This window comes from Pseudoalteromonas sp. 2CM28B, assembly GCF_023161935.1.
The window spans coordinates 26,519-46,982 of the sequence record NZ_JALNTH010000048.1 but is presented as its reverse complement, the minus strand read 5'-3'; the positions used below and the strand labels follow the sequence as shown (position 1 = coordinate 46,982).

17 protein-coding genes are annotated in these 20,464 nt (G+C 41.1%); 3 read left to right on the top strand and 14 right to left on the bottom strand.

Features of this window, described 5'->3' with window-relative positions:
• Nucleotides 1-164: 164 nt before the first annotated feature.
• The 8 genes from MTN96_RS32800 to MTN96_RS32765 all read right to left on the bottom strand — a co-directional run bounded on the left by MTN96_RS32800 (nt 165) and on the right by MTN96_RS32765 (nt 7,865).
• Nucleotides 165-380 carry an EF-hand domain-containing protein gene (locus MTN96_RS32800; RefSeq protein ID WP_004588041.1) on the bottom strand — a complete coding sequence of 72 codons (216 nt, stop codon included), beginning with the start codon at nt 378-380 and terminating at the stop codon, nt 165-167.
• A gap of 178 nt (nt 381-558) precedes the next feature.
• Nucleotides 559-771 (bottom strand): calmodulin-like protein, encoded by a 213-nt coding sequence (locus tag MTN96_RS32795; protein ID WP_004588042.1) that lies wholly within the window; start codon nt 769-771, stop codon nt 559-561.
• Nucleotides 772-900: 129 nt separating this feature from the next.
• Entirely contained in the window at nt 901-1,113 is a 213-nt protein-coding gene (locus tag MTN96_RS32790) for an EF-hand domain-containing protein (protein WP_004588043.1), read from the bottom strand.
• Nucleotides 1,114-1,576: 463 nt separating this feature from the next.
• Nucleotides 1,577-2,239 carry a flagellar brake protein gene (locus MTN96_RS32785; protein WP_248534235.1) on the bottom strand — a complete coding sequence of 221 codons (663 nt, stop codon included), beginning with the start codon at nt 2,237-2,239 and terminating at the stop codon, nt 1,577-1,579.
• Nucleotides 2,240-2,268: 29 nt separating this feature from the next.
• Entirely contained in the window at nt 2,269-3,720 is a 1,452-nt protein-coding gene (locus MTN96_RS32780; protein ID WP_004588045.1) for a TrkH family potassium uptake protein, read from the bottom strand.
• 50 nt (nt 3,721-3,770) lie between these two features.
• Nucleotides 3,771-4,385 (bottom strand): YigZ family protein, encoded by a 615-nt coding sequence (locus MTN96_RS32775; protein ID WP_024032141.1) that lies wholly within the window; start codon nt 4,383-4,385, stop codon nt 3,771-3,773.
• An 86-nt stretch (nt 4,386-4,471) separates the two neighbouring features.
• Nucleotides 4,472-5,794 carry a Xaa-Pro dipeptidase gene (gene pepQ, locus MTN96_RS32770; RefSeq protein ID WP_004588047.1) on the bottom strand — a complete coding sequence of 441 codons (1,323 nt, stop codon included), beginning with the start codon at nt 5,792-5,794 and terminating at the stop codon, nt 4,472-4,474.
• A gap of 184 nt (nt 5,795-5,978) precedes the next feature.
• On the bottom strand, nt 5,979-7,865 hold the full coding sequence (locus MTN96_RS32765) for a transglycosylase SLT domain-containing protein (protein WP_248534233.1): 1,887 nt from the start codon (nt 7,863-7,865) through the stop codon (nt 5,979-5,981).
• Between the two features lie 295 nt (nt 7,866-8,160).
• Between MTN96_RS32765 and fadB the strand changes: the two genes are divergently transcribed.
• The 3 genes from fadB to tusA all read left to right on the top strand — a co-directional run bounded on the left by fadB (nt 8,161) and on the right by tusA (nt 11,983).
• On the top strand, nt 8,161-10,320 hold the full coding sequence (gene fadB, locus MTN96_RS32760; RefSeq protein WP_248534231.1) for a fatty acid oxidation complex subunit alpha FadB: 2,160 nt from the start codon (nt 8,161-8,163) through the stop codon (nt 10,318-10,320).
• 4 nt (nt 10,321-10,324) lie between these two features.
• On the top strand, nt 10,325-11,494 hold the full coding sequence (fadA, locus tag MTN96_RS32755; RefSeq protein ID WP_004588050.1) for an acetyl-CoA C-acyltransferase FadA: 1,170 nt from the start codon (nt 10,325-10,327) through the stop codon (nt 11,492-11,494).
• A gap of 249 nt (nt 11,495-11,743) precedes the next feature.
• Nucleotides 11,744-11,983, top strand: a complete 240-nt coding sequence (gene tusA / locus MTN96_RS32750) for a sulfurtransferase TusA (RefSeq protein ID WP_004588051.1) — start codon at nt 11,744-11,746, stop codon at nt 11,981-11,983.
• Between the two features lie 123 nt (nt 11,984-12,106).
• Here tusA and MTN96_RS32745 read toward each other — a convergent pair whose 3' ends face one another.
• The 6 genes from MTN96_RS32745 to recF all read right to left on the bottom strand — a co-directional run bounded on the left by MTN96_RS32745 (nt 12,107) and on the right by recF (nt 20,456).
• Nucleotides 12,107-12,631 (bottom strand): transposase, encoded by a 525-nt coding sequence (locus MTN96_RS32745; protein ID WP_126005373.1) that lies wholly within the window; start codon nt 12,629-12,631, stop codon nt 12,107-12,109.
• Nucleotides 12,632-13,285: 654 nt separating this feature from the next.
• Nucleotides 13,286-13,735, bottom strand: a complete 450-nt coding sequence (locus MTN96_RS32740) for a hypothetical protein (RefSeq protein WP_248534229.1) — start codon at nt 13,733-13,735, stop codon at nt 13,286-13,288.
• A 72-nt stretch (nt 13,736-13,807) separates the two neighbouring features.
• On the bottom strand, nt 13,808-15,877 hold the full coding sequence (gene glyS, locus MTN96_RS32735; RefSeq protein ID WP_248534227.1) for a glycine--tRNA ligase subunit beta: 2,070 nt from the start codon (nt 15,875-15,877) through the stop codon (nt 13,808-13,810).
• Between the two features lie 2 nt (nt 15,878-15,879).
• Entirely contained in the window at nt 15,880-16,782 is a 903-nt protein-coding gene (gene glyQ, locus MTN96_RS32730) for a glycine--tRNA ligase subunit alpha (protein WP_004588055.1), read from the bottom strand.
• Nucleotides 16,783-16,922: 140 nt separating this feature from the next.
• A complete protein-coding gene (gyrB, locus tag MTN96_RS32725) occupies nt 16,923-19,349 on the bottom strand; it encodes a DNA topoisomerase (ATP-hydrolyzing) subunit B (protein ID WP_029772815.1) in 2,427 nt (808 codons plus the stop codon).
• 12 nt (nt 19,350-19,361) lie between these two features.
• Nucleotides 19,362-20,456 (bottom strand): DNA replication/repair protein RecF, encoded by a 1,095-nt coding sequence (gene recF / locus MTN96_RS32720; RefSeq protein ID WP_024032132.1) that lies wholly within the window; start codon nt 20,454-20,456, stop codon nt 19,362-19,364.
• Nucleotides 20,457-20,464: the final 8 nt, after the last annotated feature.

Genomic DNA, 20,464 nt, shown 5'->3' with positions numbered 1-20,464 from the left:
GTACGCTTAACGTCTTTAGTTTTAGTGGTTTTCATAAAATAAGTCCTAAATGTGTAAACACATTTCAGGACAAGACATAGTTAAACACAAAAAAGCCGCTGACTAAGGCGGCTTTAGTGGAGTATGTTTTTTAATGCTAGGCAACCCTGCTTAGCAGCTTCTAATTACTGTACTTTTGAAAACTCTTGCTCAGAAATTTCACCATTACCATCAGTATCTAGCTGGTCAAAAATTTTCACTAGCTGTGAATTTACCTGCGCTTCTTGCTTTGAAATTGCACCATCACCATCGGCATCAAACGAGGCAAAGTCGACTGCAGCATACGCCGCTGATGAAGAAGCTAATACGATAACGGCAAGTGCTGTATTTAATGTTTTCATAGTTGTGTCCTAATTAAGAGGAAATCCTTTTCTAAGATCCATGGGTTTAAAAATTAACTAAAAAGTGCTTTTGCCAATGTGCACTACTAAGTTTTAATGCACATTGGATTAGAGCAAATGACTCTTTGCTAAGTGAACATGCGCTGCCCTGCGCTCAATTGGCAAAGATCATCACACCCTAGTATTTAGAGAACTCTTGCTTTGAAAGCTCACCATTTCCATCGGTATCAAGCTCAACAAACTCAGCCATTAAATCCGCATCAACCGATGCTTCAGCTTGGCTAATGGCGCCATTGCCATCTACATCTAGCGTGTCAAAATCAGTCCCTGCAAAGGCAGCAGAAGAAGAGGCAATAGCCATAAATGCGAGTGCTTTATTTAAATGCTTCATAATTTAATCCTTCAATATAAACAAATTAGTTAAGTTCACTACGTGGTGTACGCAATCCTTGTAATCCTTTTTCGTAAGCTCCCTTGCCTACTTAGGTTGTCATTGGCAACTCAGGATTGTTACCACACTTTAAGCTTCTGAAAATTCTTCTTTTGATAGCTCACCATCTTGGTCAGTATCTAATTCTGAGAACATGCTCATCAGTTTTGCATCAATTGATGCCTCTGATTTGCTAATCGTGCCGCTGCCATCTACATCTAACGTATCAAAATCGGTTGCTGCAAATGCAGCTGATGATGAAGCAAGGGCGATAAGTGCTAAAGTTTTATTAATGCTTTTCATAATATAATTCCTTCAAGTATATGTGTGCGATTAAGTGTTTTACTTTAAATCACGTTATTGTTCAGTACAGCCAGACTATTACAACTTGAATGCCAAGTTTTAAAAGCTCATTAATTTCAATTGGTTAAAAGAGAACTTGGCTATTTTTGATAAATTTGCGGGGGGTTTATGTTGCAAACTAGCAACAAAGGGTAAACCTAAGTTTTTAAATGCAATAAAAACAGCTAGTTACACAAGAGAAAAAAGCTACAATTTTCGGCGTAAATTGTAAGGATGAAGATTTATCGAAAAAAGAGACTAAATTTTAGCCGTGAGGGGAGCTAACGTATTAAAATAACTCACTAGTAAAACTAATCTATACAGCTGATTTTTATAGAAAATAAAAATTATTTTGTGAAGTTTTAAAAAATATGACTGCCACTCAAATAAAAAATGGCCATTTGTTGCTATTAAGCGAAAGTGCTTACTCTAATGGCAACTCAAGCATTGCGGGATCGATAAAGTGCTCTTTCATAAATGCCTTCATTTCATCTTCACTGGCTAGAAGTTTAATACCACAATTAACTCCTGCGGCGTGTTCTTTTACACTGCATATTTCGCCAGTAAATGCTTTATTGTTGGTATCAACCGTCACCGTGCATTGCATATCTTTAATATTTTCATCGTTTTGATCGCCGCGTACATCAAACATCACCCCGGTAAGCGAGATGTCTTTAATCACCCCTTCAAGTACTCTATCGTCACTGAGAGTTAATTTTGCAGGTAATAAGGTAGGTATGCGTGTTTGCGCGCGCAGTGCAAATAACTGCACTTGCTTAGGGTAATTAATAAAAATGAGCCTAGCAGGGTGTGAGGCAACCGACATAAGCTGCTGCCTAAATGCTATTACTTGTCCGCCACTGCCTTCTATAACCGCTCTTACCACCACCATTACACCGTCTCGTAGGTAATCACTTGCAGCAGGTAAACGCTTTGAACTTGGGTAATTTAAAATAATAAATTTATTTTCTAGCAAGCCAATAAACTCTGTTTTTACGCGTTTACTACTGGTAGGCGTAACAATTTCCAAGTCGACCAATCGCCCTGTTGTTAACTGCTGTAATTTATCTAAATTAGAATGTGGCATGCCTGTTCCTAAGCATCATTTTTATATTATTACCCACGCCAAAAGGTCGGCGTAAATAGCACGAGTAAGGTGAAAATTTCTAAGCGACCAAATACCATGGCAATGGTTAATAGCCATTTGGCACCATCGCTCACCGCGCCATAATGAGAGGCAACATCACCTAAGCCTGGGCCTAAATTATTTAAACACGCCGCCGTAGCAGAGAACGCGGTAATGTTATCCATGCCGGTTCCCATTAGCGCCAGCATTATAATAATAAACACCAATGCGTACGCTGAGAAAAACCCCCAAACCGCTTCAACTACTTTATCGGGCAGGGCTTTACGACCAAGCTTAATAGAGTATATAGCACGTGGGTGCACTAAGCGGTTAAGCTCACGTATGCCTTGTAGGTAAAGTAAAAACACGCGTACAACTTTCATACCGCCACCGGTTGAACCTGCACAGCCACCTATAAAGCTCGAAAAAATAAGTAATATAGGTAAAAACAGCGGCCAAGTAGAAAAGTTATCGGTGGCAAAACCGGCTGTGGTGCTCATAGAAACCGCCTGAAATAAGGCCTGATCGAGGGTTTCATCGCCATCGGCAAATATTTCGTTAGATGAGAGCACCGTAAAACAAATCACCACCAGCGCTAACTGTATCAGTAAAAAAACTTTAAATTCAGGGTCGCGAATGTATACCTGAATATTACGACTCGCTACCGCCGCGTAATGCAGTGAAAAGTTAACCGCAGCAATAATTAAAAAGAAAACACATATAAAGTTAATGACAGGGCTATCAAAGTGCCCTATTGAGGCATCGTAAGTAGAAAAACCGCCAATCGCCACTGTAGAAAACGCATGGCATATAGCATCAAACCACTCCATACCTGCCGCCCAATACGCCAACATACAGGTTACCGTTAACGACACATAAATGTACCAAAGATGCTTTGCGGTATCGGCAATACGGGGGGTCATTTTTGAATCTTTTACTGGGCCTGGGATCTCAGCTCGGTATAACTGCATGCCACCGACCCCAAGCATGGGCAGAATAGCAACAGCAAGTACAATGATACCCATACCGCCAAACCACTGTAATTGCTGGCGATAAAACAAAACAGACTTAGGCAGGTATTCAATTCCGGTAAGTACCGTGGCCCCAGTGGTTGTAAGGCCAGAAAAGGCCTCAAACACCGCATCGGCCATAGACAAATTAGGTTCTTGTAAAAAAATCAGCGGTAACGATGCAAACGCCCCTAGTACCAGCCAAAACAGTACAACAATTAAAAAGCCTTCGCGTGCTTTTAAGTCGCCGTTTTCATGCCTGTTTGGGTAATAAGCTGTTAAACCAATAACCACACTAAATATAAACGCTAATACAAAAGGAACACCACCACCATCTTTATAAAATAAAGACACCACCGCAGGCGGCACCATGGTAATACTAAACAGCGCAACAAGTTGGCCAAGGATTTTTATGATGGTACGAAATTGCATGTAGCTTATCGCTTTTATTATTAGTAAATATAAGTGTGTAAGTTATTGTCTTACTCTTTGATAGTTAACTCAACTGCGCCATGGCTTAAATCAAAAATATCTTTAATGGCCTGTTTTGCTTGGCGGCTATCAATAGTAATAACCCATTCAATATTAGCAGTAAATTGTTTTTCTATATTAAGTACTTGATAATTGGTTTTTAACAATTGCTCTATTGCGCCCTGCATGCTGTATTCACTCTGGCCTACAATCTCGATACTCGGTACTTTAGTCACCGTTTTTAGCTGCGAAAGTGCATTATTAAGCGACCCACCATAGGCACGTACTAACCCACCGGTGCCCAGCTTTATACCGCCAAAATAACGGGTGACAACCGCAGTAATTTCGCCAAGTCCAGAACCCACCAGCACATTAAGCATGGGCTTTCCTGCGGTACCATTTGGCTCGCCATCATCAGAAAAACCATAAACATGGCTTCCGCCTGGGTTACCCGCTACGTGCGCCCAACAATTATGACGAGCATCTGGGTACTTTTCTTCAATGCTTTTAATAAATGCTTTAGCAGCCTGTAGGTCTGGCGTATGCGCGATATGAACTATAAAGGTGCTTTTTTTAATTTCTTCTTGATGAAACACATCATCGGCGGGGTATTTATATTCAGACATAATTAAAGCTCAATTAAAAATGGGGCCAAAAGGCCCCTTTGCATTCGCGTATTTTAGCGCGTATTGGCGAGCTCGTCTTTATTAGCTTAGTCGAGCGCTAAATCACGAGTCATATTTTCTAGGCTGTCTTCGTGAACAATAATATTGTCTTCAATACGAATACCGCCGTATGGTTTTAACGACTCGATTTTTTCCCAGTTAATAAACTGCTTACTGTCGGTTTGCGCTAAATCACCTAATAATGAGTCTATAAAGTAAAGCCCTGGCTCAATAGTAAATACTTGGTTTTTCTCTATTTTACGAGTACAACGTAAGAATGGGTGCCCTTCTGGCGATGGCTGGTGGGTGCCTTTATCATCACGCATAAAGCCGCCCATATCGTGCACTTGTAAGCCAAGGTGATGGCCCAAGCCATGAGGAAAAAATGTTGAGGTAATTTTACGTTCCACAATTTCTGTTGCAGGTAAGTTTACAATATTGAAATCGCTAAGAATTTGCGCAATACGGTTATGGCAATCAACGTGTAAATCGCCATATAACATGCCAGGCTTTAATGCGTTGCCTAGCTCAATTTGTATTGCCGTCATAGTTTGTACTAGTTCAGCAAACTCGCCCTGCTTTTTAAAATCGTACGTACGGGTTATATCTGCGGCATACCCATTAAAGTTTGCGCCAGCATCGATTAAAAACGAATTATGAGTAAGCGGTGCTTTTGGCTCAAAATGCGTGTAATGCAAAATAGCGCAGTTTTCGTTAAGCGCTACTATGTTGCCATACGGCATTTCGTTTTCGCTTTGGCGTGTAGCCATAAGGTACGCTTGCTGAATATCAAATTCGCTACCACCATTATAAAACGTATCGCGTGCTGCTTTATGTCCATCTACCGCGATGCGGTTGGCTTGGCGTAAACATTCAAGCTCGTACTGCGTTTTATAAGCGCGGTTATAATGAAAATAGTTAAGTACTGGCTCAGGATTCATAATACTAAAGCCAAGCGCTTGCGCTACCTCTAGGTATTCGCCCATGTAAGCGTATTTAGCTTTATCGTAAGGTAATAGTTTTTCAACTTGATCAGGCTGTAGCAACAATTCTATATCAAAGTACTCTGCCCAAAAATCACGCGGTTCATCTGGCACTTTGTGCCAAAAATCAACTGGGCGGTAAAAAATAAGCTTAGGTTTATCGCTACCATTTACCACAATCCAACAATGTGGATTATCAATAACAGGAAGCCATGCTTTAAAGTGTGGATTAACTTTAAATGGGTAATACATGTCGTCTAAAAACTGGCGCTTAGCTTGGCCTGAGTGAATAACTAAACCCTCGAGCCCTTCACGGTCACAAATTGTACGCGTACGTTGTTGTAATGTGGCAATATGCTCTGCATATAAAACGGCTAATTTATCCATTGTTAATCCATCTGTTAAATTTAACTTGCTTTGAGTCTACCACTTAAACGTAAAGCGCTCAAAAAAGGGGGATATTTAACATGTAAATATCCCCCTAATACTTATACCCATCATGTTAAGTTATTAGCCCTTTATTTAGCACGCTAGAATGGCTAAATATTTTAGGCAATTGGTATTACATAATTTACCCGCCCATTTTCATGTTGAGCAACGGCGCGAGCACGTTTCCTTCTCGGCCCATCCGGGTGTGATAAACTTGGCGATAAGCAAACACATTTTTTACGTAATCTCGCGTTTCTCTATACGGGATCAGCTCAACCCATAGCTCTGCTGGTATGGCTTCGTCAGGTAACCAGCGTTTAATACGATGATACCCTGCGTTGTAAGAAGCCGTAGCAAGTATTTCATTCCCTTTGTTTTTCTTTTTTAAGTACTGCAAGTAACTAGTACCTAAGCGTATATTGGTTTTAGGTTGGTACAAACGCGTACTCGATACCCTTGCTTTGTTAACGTATTCTGCCGTACTAGGGAGCAATTGCATTAAACCACGCGCATTTGCATGCGAACGCGCATCTGGTGCAAACGAGCTTTCGCGCCGTGCAATTGCAATACTCCACGCGGGGTCTATTTTGCTGCGTTTACTGTAGCGCTCAAATATATCTTGAAATGCAAACGGAAAACGCAGTTCAACATAATCCCATGCTTTAATTTTAGCTAACGTGAAAATAACGTTATCGTGCCAATTGTTTTGCGCTGCAACCTTTGAGGCAGCTAGTTTTTCTTCATCAGTAGAGGTGTTCGTTAAGTAATTCCATTCTCTGCGAGCAGAGGTAAAACGCTCGAGTTCGTAAAGTGCTTTTGCACGTTTAAAGCCCGGCGCATTCTTCACCTTCTCTACTAATTTTTGATCAACCTGCAAAGGCTGATTGTTTAAATCAACCGGCAGTCCTAATCGTGCCGCCGCTAAAAAACCATAGTAATCGCGGTTAGCGGCCACTTTAGTCCAAATTTCGTCTGCTTTTTGTTGCTCGCCTCGCTTAGCATAGCTATAAGCAAGCCAATATTGCTGACCTAAACTTAAATCGTCTTTACCTGTAAAAAAAGCCGCTATGCCTTCCCAGTCTTGGGTTTTAAGCATATTACCAAGTTGCCACTGAATTAACTTTCTGTCTTGTCGCGCTTTAGGCACTTTATTAAGCCAAAAGCTGGCCTGCTTATGCCCACTTGAAGCAAGCGATAAAGCAAACGTGTAATATAAATCTGCTTTTTCTTCATCGCTGTAGGTAAACATTTTTTCTAGCTTTTGCCAGGCTCTTAAAGCCAGCGCTTTATCGCGCCAAATTAAACGCTTAACTCCATAAATGGCTATTTGCGCTTCTTTTGCCGACTTAGTTTTATAACGATACAAGCCTGCGGCCGCACTAGGGTCGCGGCGTACTTTTAAATATAAATCGGCTAAGTAACGCTCGTTTTTGGGTAACAACGTTTTTAAATAAGGGAGTAAACTTTGCGTACCGCCCTGCGCTGCAAGCGTTATGCGCTTCCATACAAGCTCTTTATTTAAATAACCTTTTTTGCGCCAAAGCGAAAATAGCGGGTCGCATTCATTCGGTTGCGACTTACCCACCGTCCATAAATCGGTAACCTGATTAAAAATGGCTTTTTCTGGCGCCCCTAAATCAAGCTGAAAATCTAAAAACGTGCATGTTAGCGCTGCGTTAGACGTTTCTCGGTAGTTTTTTATATAAGCTGCTTTTTTATTGTTTTTTTCAAGATACTCTAACCACGCTTTGCGTACCGGCCACTCAAGCGGGGTATGTTCATAAATGGTTAGGTAATCTTCAATTTCGCTTTGGTATTTAAAATTGGGATGGCGTTGCCAATATGTTTTTTCGACATACGGCTTTAGCGGGTGGTCTAACCCGTTTATTGCTTCTTTAAAGTCTTGGTAGCTTCCATAGCGCACTTTTTTTTCAGCATCTAAAAACGCGTCATTATCGATACTCGCTTGGGCAGAACTAAAAGGAAGAATAAAGGCAGCTGCCACAGCGCTTAATAAAAATTTTTTCATAATATCCTTTAGGTTTAACGACCTGTCAGGGTTAATAATTTCCAGTTTGAGACACTAAAACAATAATGAGAGTGCCTTTAATAAAGTATGAACAACATTTAATTTACGCACTCATAATAATTAATGAGTACCTTTAGCACATTCCAGTACACCTTAGCACCAAACCAGCTATATTTTAACCAACCGTTTGTAACCGAGTTAAATTTTTCGTTGCATTTTAATTTTAAAGCAAGCACACTGGTCGAAATGCAAACTCATCGTACCAGTCTTAGTTCGTCAACTAGGGAGAATAATAATGTTATATAAAAGCGATTCCTTTGAAGTTAGCTTCCTAAAGGAAAACATCGCCGAGTTTAAGTTTTGTGTTGCAGGTTCTGTAAACACACTATCTCAGCAAACTCTTTCAGATTGTGCAGCAGCATTAAAAGAATTAGCGTCTAATTCTGATATCAAAGGCATGATTTTCACCAGTGATAAAGATCACTTTATTATTGGTGCAGATATCTTCGAATTTTTACCAACATTTACTAAACCAGAAGAAGAATTAGTAACGTGGATCAAAAACGCAACCGACGTTTTTGACGCAATCGAAGACTTACCATTCCCAACTCTTAGCGCTATAAATGGCTTGGCACTTGGCGGCGGCTGTGAGTGGGCACTTGCTACCGATTATCGCGTTGCAAGCGAAACCGCTAAAATGGGCTTACCAGAAGTTAAACTAGGTATAATGCCTGGTTTTGGTGGCACAGTGCGCTTACCACGCATCATTGGCGCAGATAATGCCATGCTTTGGATTACCTCAGGCAAAGAAAACCGTGCCGCTGACGCCCTAAAAGTAGGTGCGTTTGACGCGGTAGTTAGTGCTGACAAACTTTTAGAGTCAAGCCTAGCAACACTTGAATTAGCAATTGCCGGAAAACTAGATTGGCAGGCGAAGCGCGATGTTAAACTTCAGCCACTTAAATTAAACCGTGTTGAGCAAGGCATGAGCTTTGCGATGGCAGAAGGTATGGTAATGGGTAAAACCAAAGGCCACTATCCTGCTCCGGTTATGGCAGTTCGCACTATTAAAGCAGCGGCCAACTGTACTCGCGATGAAGCAATGGCAATCGAAAATGCTAACTTTGCAAAACTTGCGCGCACTAACGAAGCAGCTGCACAAACCGGTATTTTCTTAAATGACCAGTTTATTAAAGGCAAAGCACGTAAACTTGCTAAGCACAGCAATGTTGAAATTAAACAAGCGGCTGTATTAGGCGCAGGTATTATGGGCGGCGGTATTGCATACCAGTCTGCTTATAAAGGTACCCCAATTGTAATGAAAGACATCCAACAGGATGCGCTTGATTTAGGTATGGGTGAAGCGTCTAAACTACTGGGTGCAAAAGTTAAACGCGGCCATATGCCAATGGAAAAAATGCTGGCAACGCTTAGTAAAATTAAGCCAACGCTTAACGATGCCGACCTACAAAACGCCAACATTATTGTTGAAGCGGTTGTAGAAAACCCTAAAGTTAAGCAAGCGGTATTAGCTGACCTTGAAAAGAACATGCCTGAAGGCACGGTACTTACATCAAACACATCGACTATTTGTATCGACTTGCTTGCAGAAGCGTTAGATAAACCAGAAAACTTCTGTGGTATGCACTTTTTCAACCCAGTGCCAAAAATGCCATTAGTAGAAATTATCCGTGGTGCAAAAACCTCTGATAAAACAATTAATGCAGTTGTTGATTACGCGCTTAAACTTGGCAAGTCACCTATCGTTGTTAACGATTGCCCTGGCTTTTTTGTAAACCGTGTTTTATTCCCTTACTTTGCAGGCTTTAGCAAATTAGTTGTTGAAGGCGCTAACTTTGCAAAAGTAGATAAAGTAATGGAAAACGTATTTGGCTGGCCAATGGGCCCGGCTTACCTGCTTGATGTTGTAGGTATTGATACGGCGTATCACTGTACTGGCGTAATGGCTGACGGATTCCCTGAGCGTATGGCACGCGCAGAAAAAGATCCGGTGACTGTTTTTGCTAACGAAAAACGTTTTGGTCAAAAGAACAAAGCAGGTTTTTACAAGTACGAAACAGACCGTCGTGGTCGTCTTAAAAAATCAAGCGATGCAACAGCAATTGAGCTACTAGCGCCAATTACTGATGCACCGAAAGAATTTGATAAACAAGAAATTATCGACCGTTGTATGATCCCAATGATCAACGAAGTACTACTTTGTTTACAAGAAGGCATTGTTGCTTCTCCTCAAGAAGCTGATATGGCCCTTGTATACGGCGTTGGTTTCCCTCCATTTAGAGGCGGCGCGTTCCGTTACTTAGATCAAACAGGTTTAGCTAACTTTGTTGCAGCAGCAGACAAATATGCTCACCTAGGTGCGATTTACCAAGTATCAGAACAAACTCGCAAATGGGCCGAAGAAGGTCGTGTTTTCTATAAGGTGGAAGGTTAATATCATGAATAATCCAGTAATTGTAGATTGTATCCGCACACCAATGGGTCGCTCAAAAGGCGGCGTATTTAAAAACAAGCGTGCGGAAGATTTAAGTGCTCACCTTATGAAAGGGTTATTAGAGCGCAACCCAGCAGTTGACCCTGCATCAATTGACGATATTTATTGGGGCTGTGTACAGCAAACATTAGAGCAAGGCTTTAACGTTGCACGTAACGCATCACTGCTTGCAGGTATTCCACACTCAGTACCTGCTACAACCGTTAACCGTTTATGTGGCTCGTCAATGCAAGCATTGCATGACGCAGCACGCGCAATTATGACAGGCGCTGGCGACACTTACCTTATTGGTGGTGTTGAGCACATGGGTCACGTTCCTATGACTCACGGTAACGACTTTCACCCAGGCTTAGCAACTTCAATTGCACAAGCATCTGGCTCTATGGGGTTAACTGCAGAATACCTTGCTACTATTCACGGTATTAGCCGTCAACAGCAAGATGAGTTTGCTTATCGCTCACATCAACGTGCACATGCTGCAACAGTTGAAGGCCGTTTCCGCCGCGAAATTTTAGCAATGGAAGGTCACGCAGCTGATGGCTCTTTAATTTTAGTTGAAGATGATGAAGTAATTCGCCCTGAAACAACGGTTGAAGGTTTATCTCAGCTTCGCCCAGTATTTAACCCTGCCTCTGGCTCGGTTACTGCGGGTACATCTTCTGCACTTTCTGATGGCGCATCAGCCATGTTAGTAATGAGCGAAGAAAAAGCAAAAGAGCTTGGCTTACCAATTCGTGCACGCGTTAAAGCAATGGCTGTTGCCGGTTGCGATCCATCAATCATGGGTTACGGCCCAGTACCAGCAAGTAAAAAAGCACTTGCACAAGCTGGTATTACTATTGATGATATTGACGTAGCAGAGCTTAACGAAGCATTTGCAGCACAATCACTGCCTGTACTTAAAGACTTAGGTTTAGCAGACGTGGTTGATGAAAAAGTGAATTTAAACGGCGGCGCAATCGCACTTGGTCACCCACTAGGTTGTTCAGGTTCGCGTATTAGCACCTCGCTTATACACTTAATGGAAGACAAAAATGCAAAATATGGTCTAGCAACTATGTGTATTGGTTTAGGCCAAGGCATCGCGACTGTATTTGAACGTGTTCAAGACTAAGTATTAACTTAAACATGTAGACCATCTTGGTGATTAAAAAGGCGAACTAGCGCAAGTTAGTTCGCCTTTTTTTATGCCACCAGCTTATTGCTGATATGAATAATGTGATCGGGTGTATTAAATTTAAACCAGATTATTTTTTACTGTATTACGCTTACCCGTTATATGCAAAACAGTTAACCAAACAGATTAATTGCGCTAAACTACCCGACCTAACCAAGCCGCGACTATTTTTACAGGTAACTTTTTATGAGCTTTGATAATCCCGATCACCAATTAGACGCCATGGGCCTACGCTGCCCAGAACCTGTAATGATGTTACGCGCTGCAATTCGTAAGATGAACGACGGTGAAACGTTATTAATTACCGCTGATGACCCATCAACCACCCGTGATATTCCAAGTTTTTGTACGTTTATGGATCACACGCTGGTGGCCACAGACGCCGATGAAGCACCGTATAGGTATGTGGTGAAGAAAGGGCTTTAAGGTTTGAAAGTTGGTTTAGTAAGTTAGGTTATTTTTGAATATTTAACGCATCGTTAAGAACTTAAACCAGATGTAGGTTGGGTAGAGTTTACGAAACCCAACTTGTTTTATAACACCGAAATTTTATTCATCATACAAAGTGGTTGAATCATTATTGCACTCCCAATCTTGGCTTAGTTTTGAATTTTTAACGTATTGATGAAAGCTTGAAAATGGCCAATCACTCACTTTAATAACATGGTTATGTTTCACCGGGTTGTAGTGAATATAATTAATATGATTATTTAAGTCTTCTTCATCTCTAATTTTATGTTCCCAATAGCGACGCTGCCAAATCCCGCGCTCTCCTTTCGCTATTCGACTTTTATTACAAAACTCTGTTGCTGGCAGCTCTCGAGAAAAGCCTGATTTTATAAGTCGCCAACGCATTGCGTAATTACTATCACCTTTTGGTAATTGCCAAATAGCATGAAGATGATCGGGCATGATAACAATTGCAATCGTCTTTATTGGATGCTTTTTTGCCACCTTTGAATATACACGGCGTAATAACTCTATATTTTCCACAAGCAAAGGCTGAGATCTATCTTCTAAATTTACCGTAAAAAAATAACATGCGCCCGCCTCTAACATACGTTTATAACGCATATTTTTATCCATAAAATAAACAGATAAATAAGAGTATAGATTAGTTTTGTTAATTATAATCAAGACAAGTTTACGAAACCCAACGTATTTGATAACCAGCAGCACAGTTTTATTCGCAGCATATGTTGGGTTTCGTTTCACTCTACCCAACCTACTTAAAATCTACTTAAAATCTACTTACCTATTATCGCGCTTTTGATTTACGACTGTAATTAATACTAACTAAGCTCATTAATTTGATTGCAAATTTATAGCAATCAATAAAAATTATTATTGATGTAGGTTGGGTTGAGTTTTACGAAATCCAACGTATTTGATAACCAGCAGTACTGTTTTATTCGCCGCATATGTTGGGTTTCGTTTCACTCTACCCAACCTACTTAAAATCTACTTACCTATTACCGCGCTTTTGGTTTACGACTGTAATTAGACTAACTAAGCTCATTAATTTGATTGTATATTTATAGCAATCAATAAAAATTATTATTGATGTACGTTGGGTTGAGTTTTACGAAACCCAACGTATTTGATAACCAGCAGAACAGTTTTATTCGCCGCACATGTTGGGTTTCGTTTCACTCTACCTACAACATCCTTGTCGCAAATCTATAAGCCCACTCGGGCAACTAAAAGCTGACAGCTCCCAACTAACAGCTATTTCTTAGTAATCGTCACTTGTGGCTTATCGTAATCACTGTAATCAATACTTACTATGTAGGTGCCTTTTATCGCTGGCGTGTAGCTAAAGTAGTTATAAATAGTATTGCAGTCTGCAAGTACGGGTTGGCCGAGCGTTAGTTTTTGCCCTGCAGGTTGGGCATCGCTGTAGCCACAGTTGTAGCCTTCGCTAAAATCGGCATCGGCTATTTTAAATTCGTACACTTTACCTGGGGTGCTAAATTTAACTTCTGCTTGGTAAAGCGCGCCGCCTACTGGCATAAACTGGTACTGAGGCTCTGCATCCCAAAGCGTAAAATCGCCTCTTAGGTAAATTGTTTTATCCAGCTCTTGCTGTGGCAGTACGTCGTTAATAGACACTTGGCTAGTACACGCTGTGAGTAAGCCGACAATGGCAAGCGTTAAAATTCGTTTCATTGGCATCATTAATGGGTTTCCTTCGTTCTGTTAAAACTAAAAAGCCAGCAATACGCTGGCTTTTTATTGGCTTAAGCGGTGTTATTTTTGTAGTACAGATATATCTGCAATATCTAAAAATAAGCGGCTTAACTGGCTTAATAGTGCGAGGCGATTTTGCTTTACAGCTTCATCGTCGGCCATAACCATGACGTTGTCAAAAAAGTTATCAACACTTTGGCGAATACCAGCCAATTGGCTTAATGCCTCTTGGTAGCTTCCATCAGCGTAAAGTGGTGCAAGCTCAGTTGCAAATTTTGCTACTTGTGATGCTAATACTTTTTCAGCGTCGTCGCTTAATAGGCTCTCATCAACATCACCTTCGGTGGTAATGTTATTTTTAGCTAGTATGTTACCTACACGCTTATTCGCTGCTGCAAGCGCTTCTGCGGCGTCTAACGTACGGAAGTGGCTTACTGCTTTAACACGACGGTCAAAGTCAGTAGGCTTAGTAGGACGACGTGCCAGTACTGCTTGAATAACATCTACTTCAATGCCTTCGTCTTGATACCATGCGCGAAAGCGCCCTAGCATAAAGTCAAATACGTCGGTTGATACATTTAGGTTAGTAAGCTTTTCGCCAAACAGTGTTTGTGCTTTTGCTACTAGGTCTAAAATATCAAGCGGTAGCTCTTTTTCTACCATGATACGCAGTGCACCAATGGCAGCACGACGAAGTGCAAATGGGTCTTTGTCACCTTTTGGTGCTTGGCCTATACCAAAAATACCCACCAGCGTATCAAACTTATCTGCAATTGCTACTGCACAGCTGATTAGGTTTGTAGGTAAATTGTCACCCGCAAAACGCGGCATGTATTGCTCGTTTTGTGCAATAGCTACATCTTCTGCTTCGCCATCAAAGCGTGCATAGTGCATACCCATTACACCTTGCACGTCGGTAAATTCCATTACCATTTCGGTCATTAAGTCTGTTTTACTTAATAGGCCAGCACGTTTTGCAAGGTCTTTGTCGGCACCAAGTTGCTCTGCAATGTAGCCGGCAAGTTCGCTAATACGTACAGATTTATCTTTAAGCGTACCTAATTGCTTTTGGAATAAAACAGTATCAAGTGACTCTAAGCGACTTTCTAGGGTTTTCTTTTTATCTGTTTCAAAGAAGAACTGCGCATCAGCTAAACGTGGGCGCACTACTTTTTCGTTACCAGATATAACCACTCTTGGATCTTTACTTTCGATGTTAGATACAAACAAAAACTTATTTAAAAGTTTGCCGTTCTGATCTAATAGCGGGAAGTATTTTTGATCATCCTTCATGGTGTAAATTAGCGCTTCGGCAGGTACATCTAAAAATGCTTCTTCAAATGTTGCCGTTAACGTTACTGGCCACTCTACTAGTGAAGTAACTTCTTCTAATAAGTCTTCATCCATTGCAACAACCGCATTCACTGCGCTTGCCGCTTCTTCTATTTGTGCACGGATTTGCGCTTTACGTTGTTCGTAATCAGCAATAACGTAGGCTGATTTTAATACGTCGAACACGTCATCAGCATGGTTAATGGTGATTTTTTCTGGATGATGAAAACGGTGGCCTTGTAACTGATTAGTTACTTGCTTACCTAAAATTTCACCTTCAATAAGTTCCTCACCAAATAAAATAGTAACGGTATGAACTGGGCGAATAAATTGTGTTTTATTCGCGCCCCAACGCATTGGCTTAGGTATTGGCAGCTTTGCTAACGACTTTGCAATGGCATCGCTCATCAGCGTTTTGGTTTCTTGTCCTGCTACTTTAGCAATATGTAAAAGCCAAGCGCCTTTGTCGGTTTCAAGAGTTTGTGCTTCACTTACGTCAATACCACAACCACGTGCCCAACCCATTGCTGCTTTAGTTGGGTTACCTTCGCTATCGAACGCGGCTTTAGTTGCAGGGCCACGCTTTTCTACTTCTTTATCTTGCTGCTTTGCTGCAAGCGCTTTTACTTGTAAACCTAAACGACGAGGCGATGCATACCAGCTTACGCCTTCATGCCCAAGCTCTAGTGTTTCAAGCTCTGCAGTTAAGTTTGCGGCAAAGGCTTCTGCTAATTTGCGCAGTGCTTTTGGTGGCAGCTCTTCGGTGCCAATTTCTACTAATAAATTTTGTGCTGACATGCTTACTTATCCTTACACAGCGGAAAACCAAGCGCTTCACGTGCATCGTAATAACTTTGTGCACACGCTTTTGATAACGCTCGAACGCGTAAAATATAACGCTGACGTTCGGTTACTGAGATTGCATGGCGCGCATCGAGTAAGTTAAACGCGTGCGATGCTTTCATTACTTGCTCGTAAGCAGGTAGTGGTAAATTTGCTTCTATTAGCTTTTGGCTCTCAGCTTCACACTTATCAAACTGTGCGAATAAGTCATCTACGTTTGCGTGTTCAAAGTTGTAAGTAGATTGTTCTACTTCATTTTGATGGAATACATCGCCGTAAGTTACACGCCCTAATGGACCGTCTGCCCATACTAGGTCGTAAATACTGTCTACGCCTTGAATGTACATTGCTAAACGCTCTAGGCCGTAAGTAATTTCACCGGTTACAGGAGAGCACTCTAAGCCCCCTACTTGCTGAAAGTAAGTAAACTGCGTTACTTCCATACCGTTTAGCCAAATCTCCCAACCTAAGCCCCAAGCGCCTAGTGTTGGCGATTCCCAGTTATCTTCTACAAAGCGTACTTCGTGCGTTAGGGTATCAATTCCCATCGCTTCTAGTGAGCCTAAGTAAAGCTCTTGAATATTATCTGGTGATGGCTTTAAAACTACCTGAAATTGGTAGTAATGCTGTAAGCGGTTTGGGTTTTCGCCGTAGCGACCATCAGTAGGACGGCGACACGGTTGTACGTATGCGCTCGACATTGGCTCAGGGCCAATAGATTTTAAGAATGTTTGCGGGTGAAATGTCCCTGCGCCCACTTCCATATCAAGTGGTTGAATAATGACACAGCCTTGCTGCGCCCAATAATCCTGTAAAGCCAGGATCAAACCTTGAAAGGTTTTAACGTCATATTTTTGCATATTTGGCTTTTTACTATCTGAAAGTAGCGTGAAAATTACCCTCAGTATACCTTGTGCACACGCAGGTTTTAAGCAGTTTGTGCGGTTGTTAAAATAAAAAAGGAGCCATTAGGCTCCTTTTAAGATGTAAGTATAATTTTTTACACGTCTAAGTTAACTACGCGAAGTGCGTTGGTTTCTATAAACTCACGACGTGGCTCAACTTGATCGCCCATTAATGTTGCAAACAATTGATCTGCCGCTACAGCATCTTCAATTGTTACTTGTAACATACGACGAGCGCTAGGATCCATTGTGGTTTCCCACAGTTGGCTAGGGTTCATTTCGCCTAATCCTTTATAGCGCTGAATATAGATCCCGCGCTTAGATTCTGCGATCAACCATTCCAAAGCATCCACAAAGTTATCAACAGGTTTTGTTTTCTCACCACGTTGAACATATGCGCCTTCTTTTAAGATGTTTGCGATCTTCGTGCCAGTCACAGCAATGCGTTGGTAGTCGCGCGAGGCGATAAAGTCGTAATGTAATACGTGTGCTTTATCCACACCGTGCTGACGAATATTCACAACCGGGAAGTACAAGTTGCGCTCTGCATCATGCTCAGTACCCGCATGGAAAATTGTCGCATCTTCATCACGTTCAACTAAGTCATCAACAAGCTCTTTAGTCCACTCAATTACCTTAGCTTCGTTAGATAAGTCTTCTACTTTTAACTCGCTTTGGTAAATCAAACGTTCCATTACCGTGTTAGGGTATTTACGTTTTAAGCGCTCAATGACTTTAACTGTGTTTTGGTAATCTTGTACTATTTGCTCAAGCGCTTCACCTTCAATTGCACTTGCATCTTCGCTTGTGTAAAGCGCTGCATTATTTAGTGCAAGTGATGTTAGGTAATCTACTAGTGCAGGATCGTCTTTAATATAACGCTCTTGCTTACCTTTTTTCACTTTATAAAGTGGCGGTTGTGCAATGTAAATATAGCCACGCTCAACAATTTCTGGCATTTGGCGATAGAAGAATGTTAGTAGCAATGTACGAATGTGAGAACCATCCACGTCCGCATCGGTCATGATAATGATGCTGTGGTAACGTAGTTTTTCTGGGTCATATTCATCACGGCCAATACCACAACCTAGGGCTGTTATTAGCGTCGCTACTTCTTGTGAAGAAAGCATCTTATCAAAGCGTGCTTTCTCTACGTTCAAGATTTTACCTTTAAGTGGTAAAATTGCTTGGTTTTTACGATTACGACCCTGCTTGGCTGAACCGCCAGCTGAGTCACCCTCCACTATGTATAGTTCAGATAATGATGGGTCTTTTTCTTGGCAGTCAGCTAATTTACCAGGTAAACCTGCTAAATCCATAGCGCCTTTACGACGAGTCATTTCACGGGCTTTACGCGCCGCTTCACGTGCTCGTGCTGCATCAATAATTTTACCAACAACAATTTTGGCATCCATTGGGTTTTCTAATAAGAAATCAGAAAACTTTTCAGCCATTGCTTGCTCAACCGCAGATTTAACTTCGCTTGATACTAGCTTGTCTTTAGTTTGTGATGAGAACTTAGGATCAGGTACTTTAACACTAACAACCGCTGTTAAGCCTTCACGCGCATCATCGCCCGTTGCATTACTGGTTGTTTTAGCTTTTTTGTTAAAGCCTTCTTTTTCCATGTAGTTATTAAGTGTACGTGTTAGCGCAGATCTAAAACCGGCTAAGTGAGTACCACCATCACGTTGTGGAATGTTATTAGTAAAACAGTAAATGTTTTCTTGGAAGCCATCGTTCCACTGCATTGAAACTTCAACGCTAATCCCATCTTCTTCACGCTCGTGAGTAAAATGGAATACACCTTTATGTACAGGTGTTTTATTGCGGTTTAAGTATTCAACAAACGCTTGAATACCGCCATCATATTTAAAGTGGTCGGTTTTATTTTCTTCGCGTTCATCAGATAAGATGATGCTTACACCAGAGTTCAAAAACGATAGCTCGCGTAAACGCTTAGCTAAAATATCATAATGAAAATCAAGGTTTGTAAATGTTTCGCCACTTGGCCAAAAACGCAGTTCAGTACCCGTAGTGTCAGCATCGCCAATAACAGTTAATGGAGCGTTAGGTACGCCCATGCTGTAAGTTTGCTCGTGCAATTTGCCTTCACGACGAATAGTAAGAGTTAGTTTTTCTGATAATGCATTTACTACCGATACACCAACACCGTGTAAGCCACCTGATACTTTATAAGAGTTATCATCAAACTTACCACCGGCATGAAGTACCGTCATGATAACCTCGGCAGCAGACACACCTTCTTCTTCATGGATAGAAGTTGGGATACCACGACCGTTATCTCTTACAGAGACTGAACCGTCTAAGTGAATCGTTACATAAATATCATCACAATGACCTGCTAAGGCTTCATCGATAGAGTTATCAACGACCTCAAACACCATGTGGTGTAAGCCTGTGCCATCATCGGTGTCCCCTATATACATTCCAGGACGCTTTCTTACTGCGTCTAATCCTTTAAGTACTTTAATACTCGACGAATCATAATTCTCAGACATGGTTAATCCCACTTATCTTGTTATTAGGTTGCCATGTTTCACGTGGAACATTTGTAGTTCTCGTTGCATGGGTTCCACCACAGCAGAAATACTTTCAGACAAAATTGAAGAAATAAAAATTTGAGAACTGCAGTGAGCCAATAATTGTCCCACTTTCTCTTTTGTATCCTCGCCTAACTCTGAAGGTAGATCATCTATTAGCAATATAGATTGCTTATCTGTCTCTGACTCAATTAAACTATTTTGCGTTACTTTTAACGCATAAAGCAATAACTTCAATTGACCGCGTGAAAACGTATTCTCTACGCTGTTGCCAGCGACACTAAAACTAAAATCGGCCTTATGAGGGCCTTTACTTGTAAAACCTTGGCGAGCGTCTCGCTCAAAGTTTTGCTCTAATGCATCACTTAAAGACTCACTGTCTTTCCAACCTGCATTAAAGTTGATTTCTAAATCGCGTATAAGCGTTAATTCTGCACACATTTTATCAAAAAACTGCTGCTTAAACCTACTTATATACGCCATTCTTAATTTATTTATTTGTTCTGCCAGTCTAACAAATTCTTTGTCCCAAAACCTAATTTGGTCAAAATAATTCTTTGGCTTACTTTTTAATAATGCATTGCGTTGTTTAAGCACTTTATTAAACGATTGCCATAAATAAAAAAACTCATGTTCCACGTGGAACAAACCCAAATCTAAAAACTTACGTCGCTCTTTTGGGCCACCAAAAAACAATGAATAGCTTTCGGGTGTAATAATTTGCACAGGCATTAACTGTGCAAGTTCAGAGATTTTTCTGCTGGCTTTGCCTTGTATTTTTAAATTAGTTTCACCACTTTGGGTTTTACTAATCCCAATAGGAATAGACAAGTCGTGTAGCGCTTTGCGGCCGTGTATTACAAACTGATCTTGCTGATGTTGAATAATACTTTTATGTTTAGGTGTTCGAAAAGATTTGCCGTGAGAAAGGTAATAAATAGCCTCTAAAAGGCTGGTTTTTCCGCTGCCGTTTTCACCATAAATTATATTAACGCCGTTGACTGGTTCTAGCGTCAGTGCCTCAATATTACGAAAATACTTGAGGCTCAAGTGACTTAAACTCATTTATAATG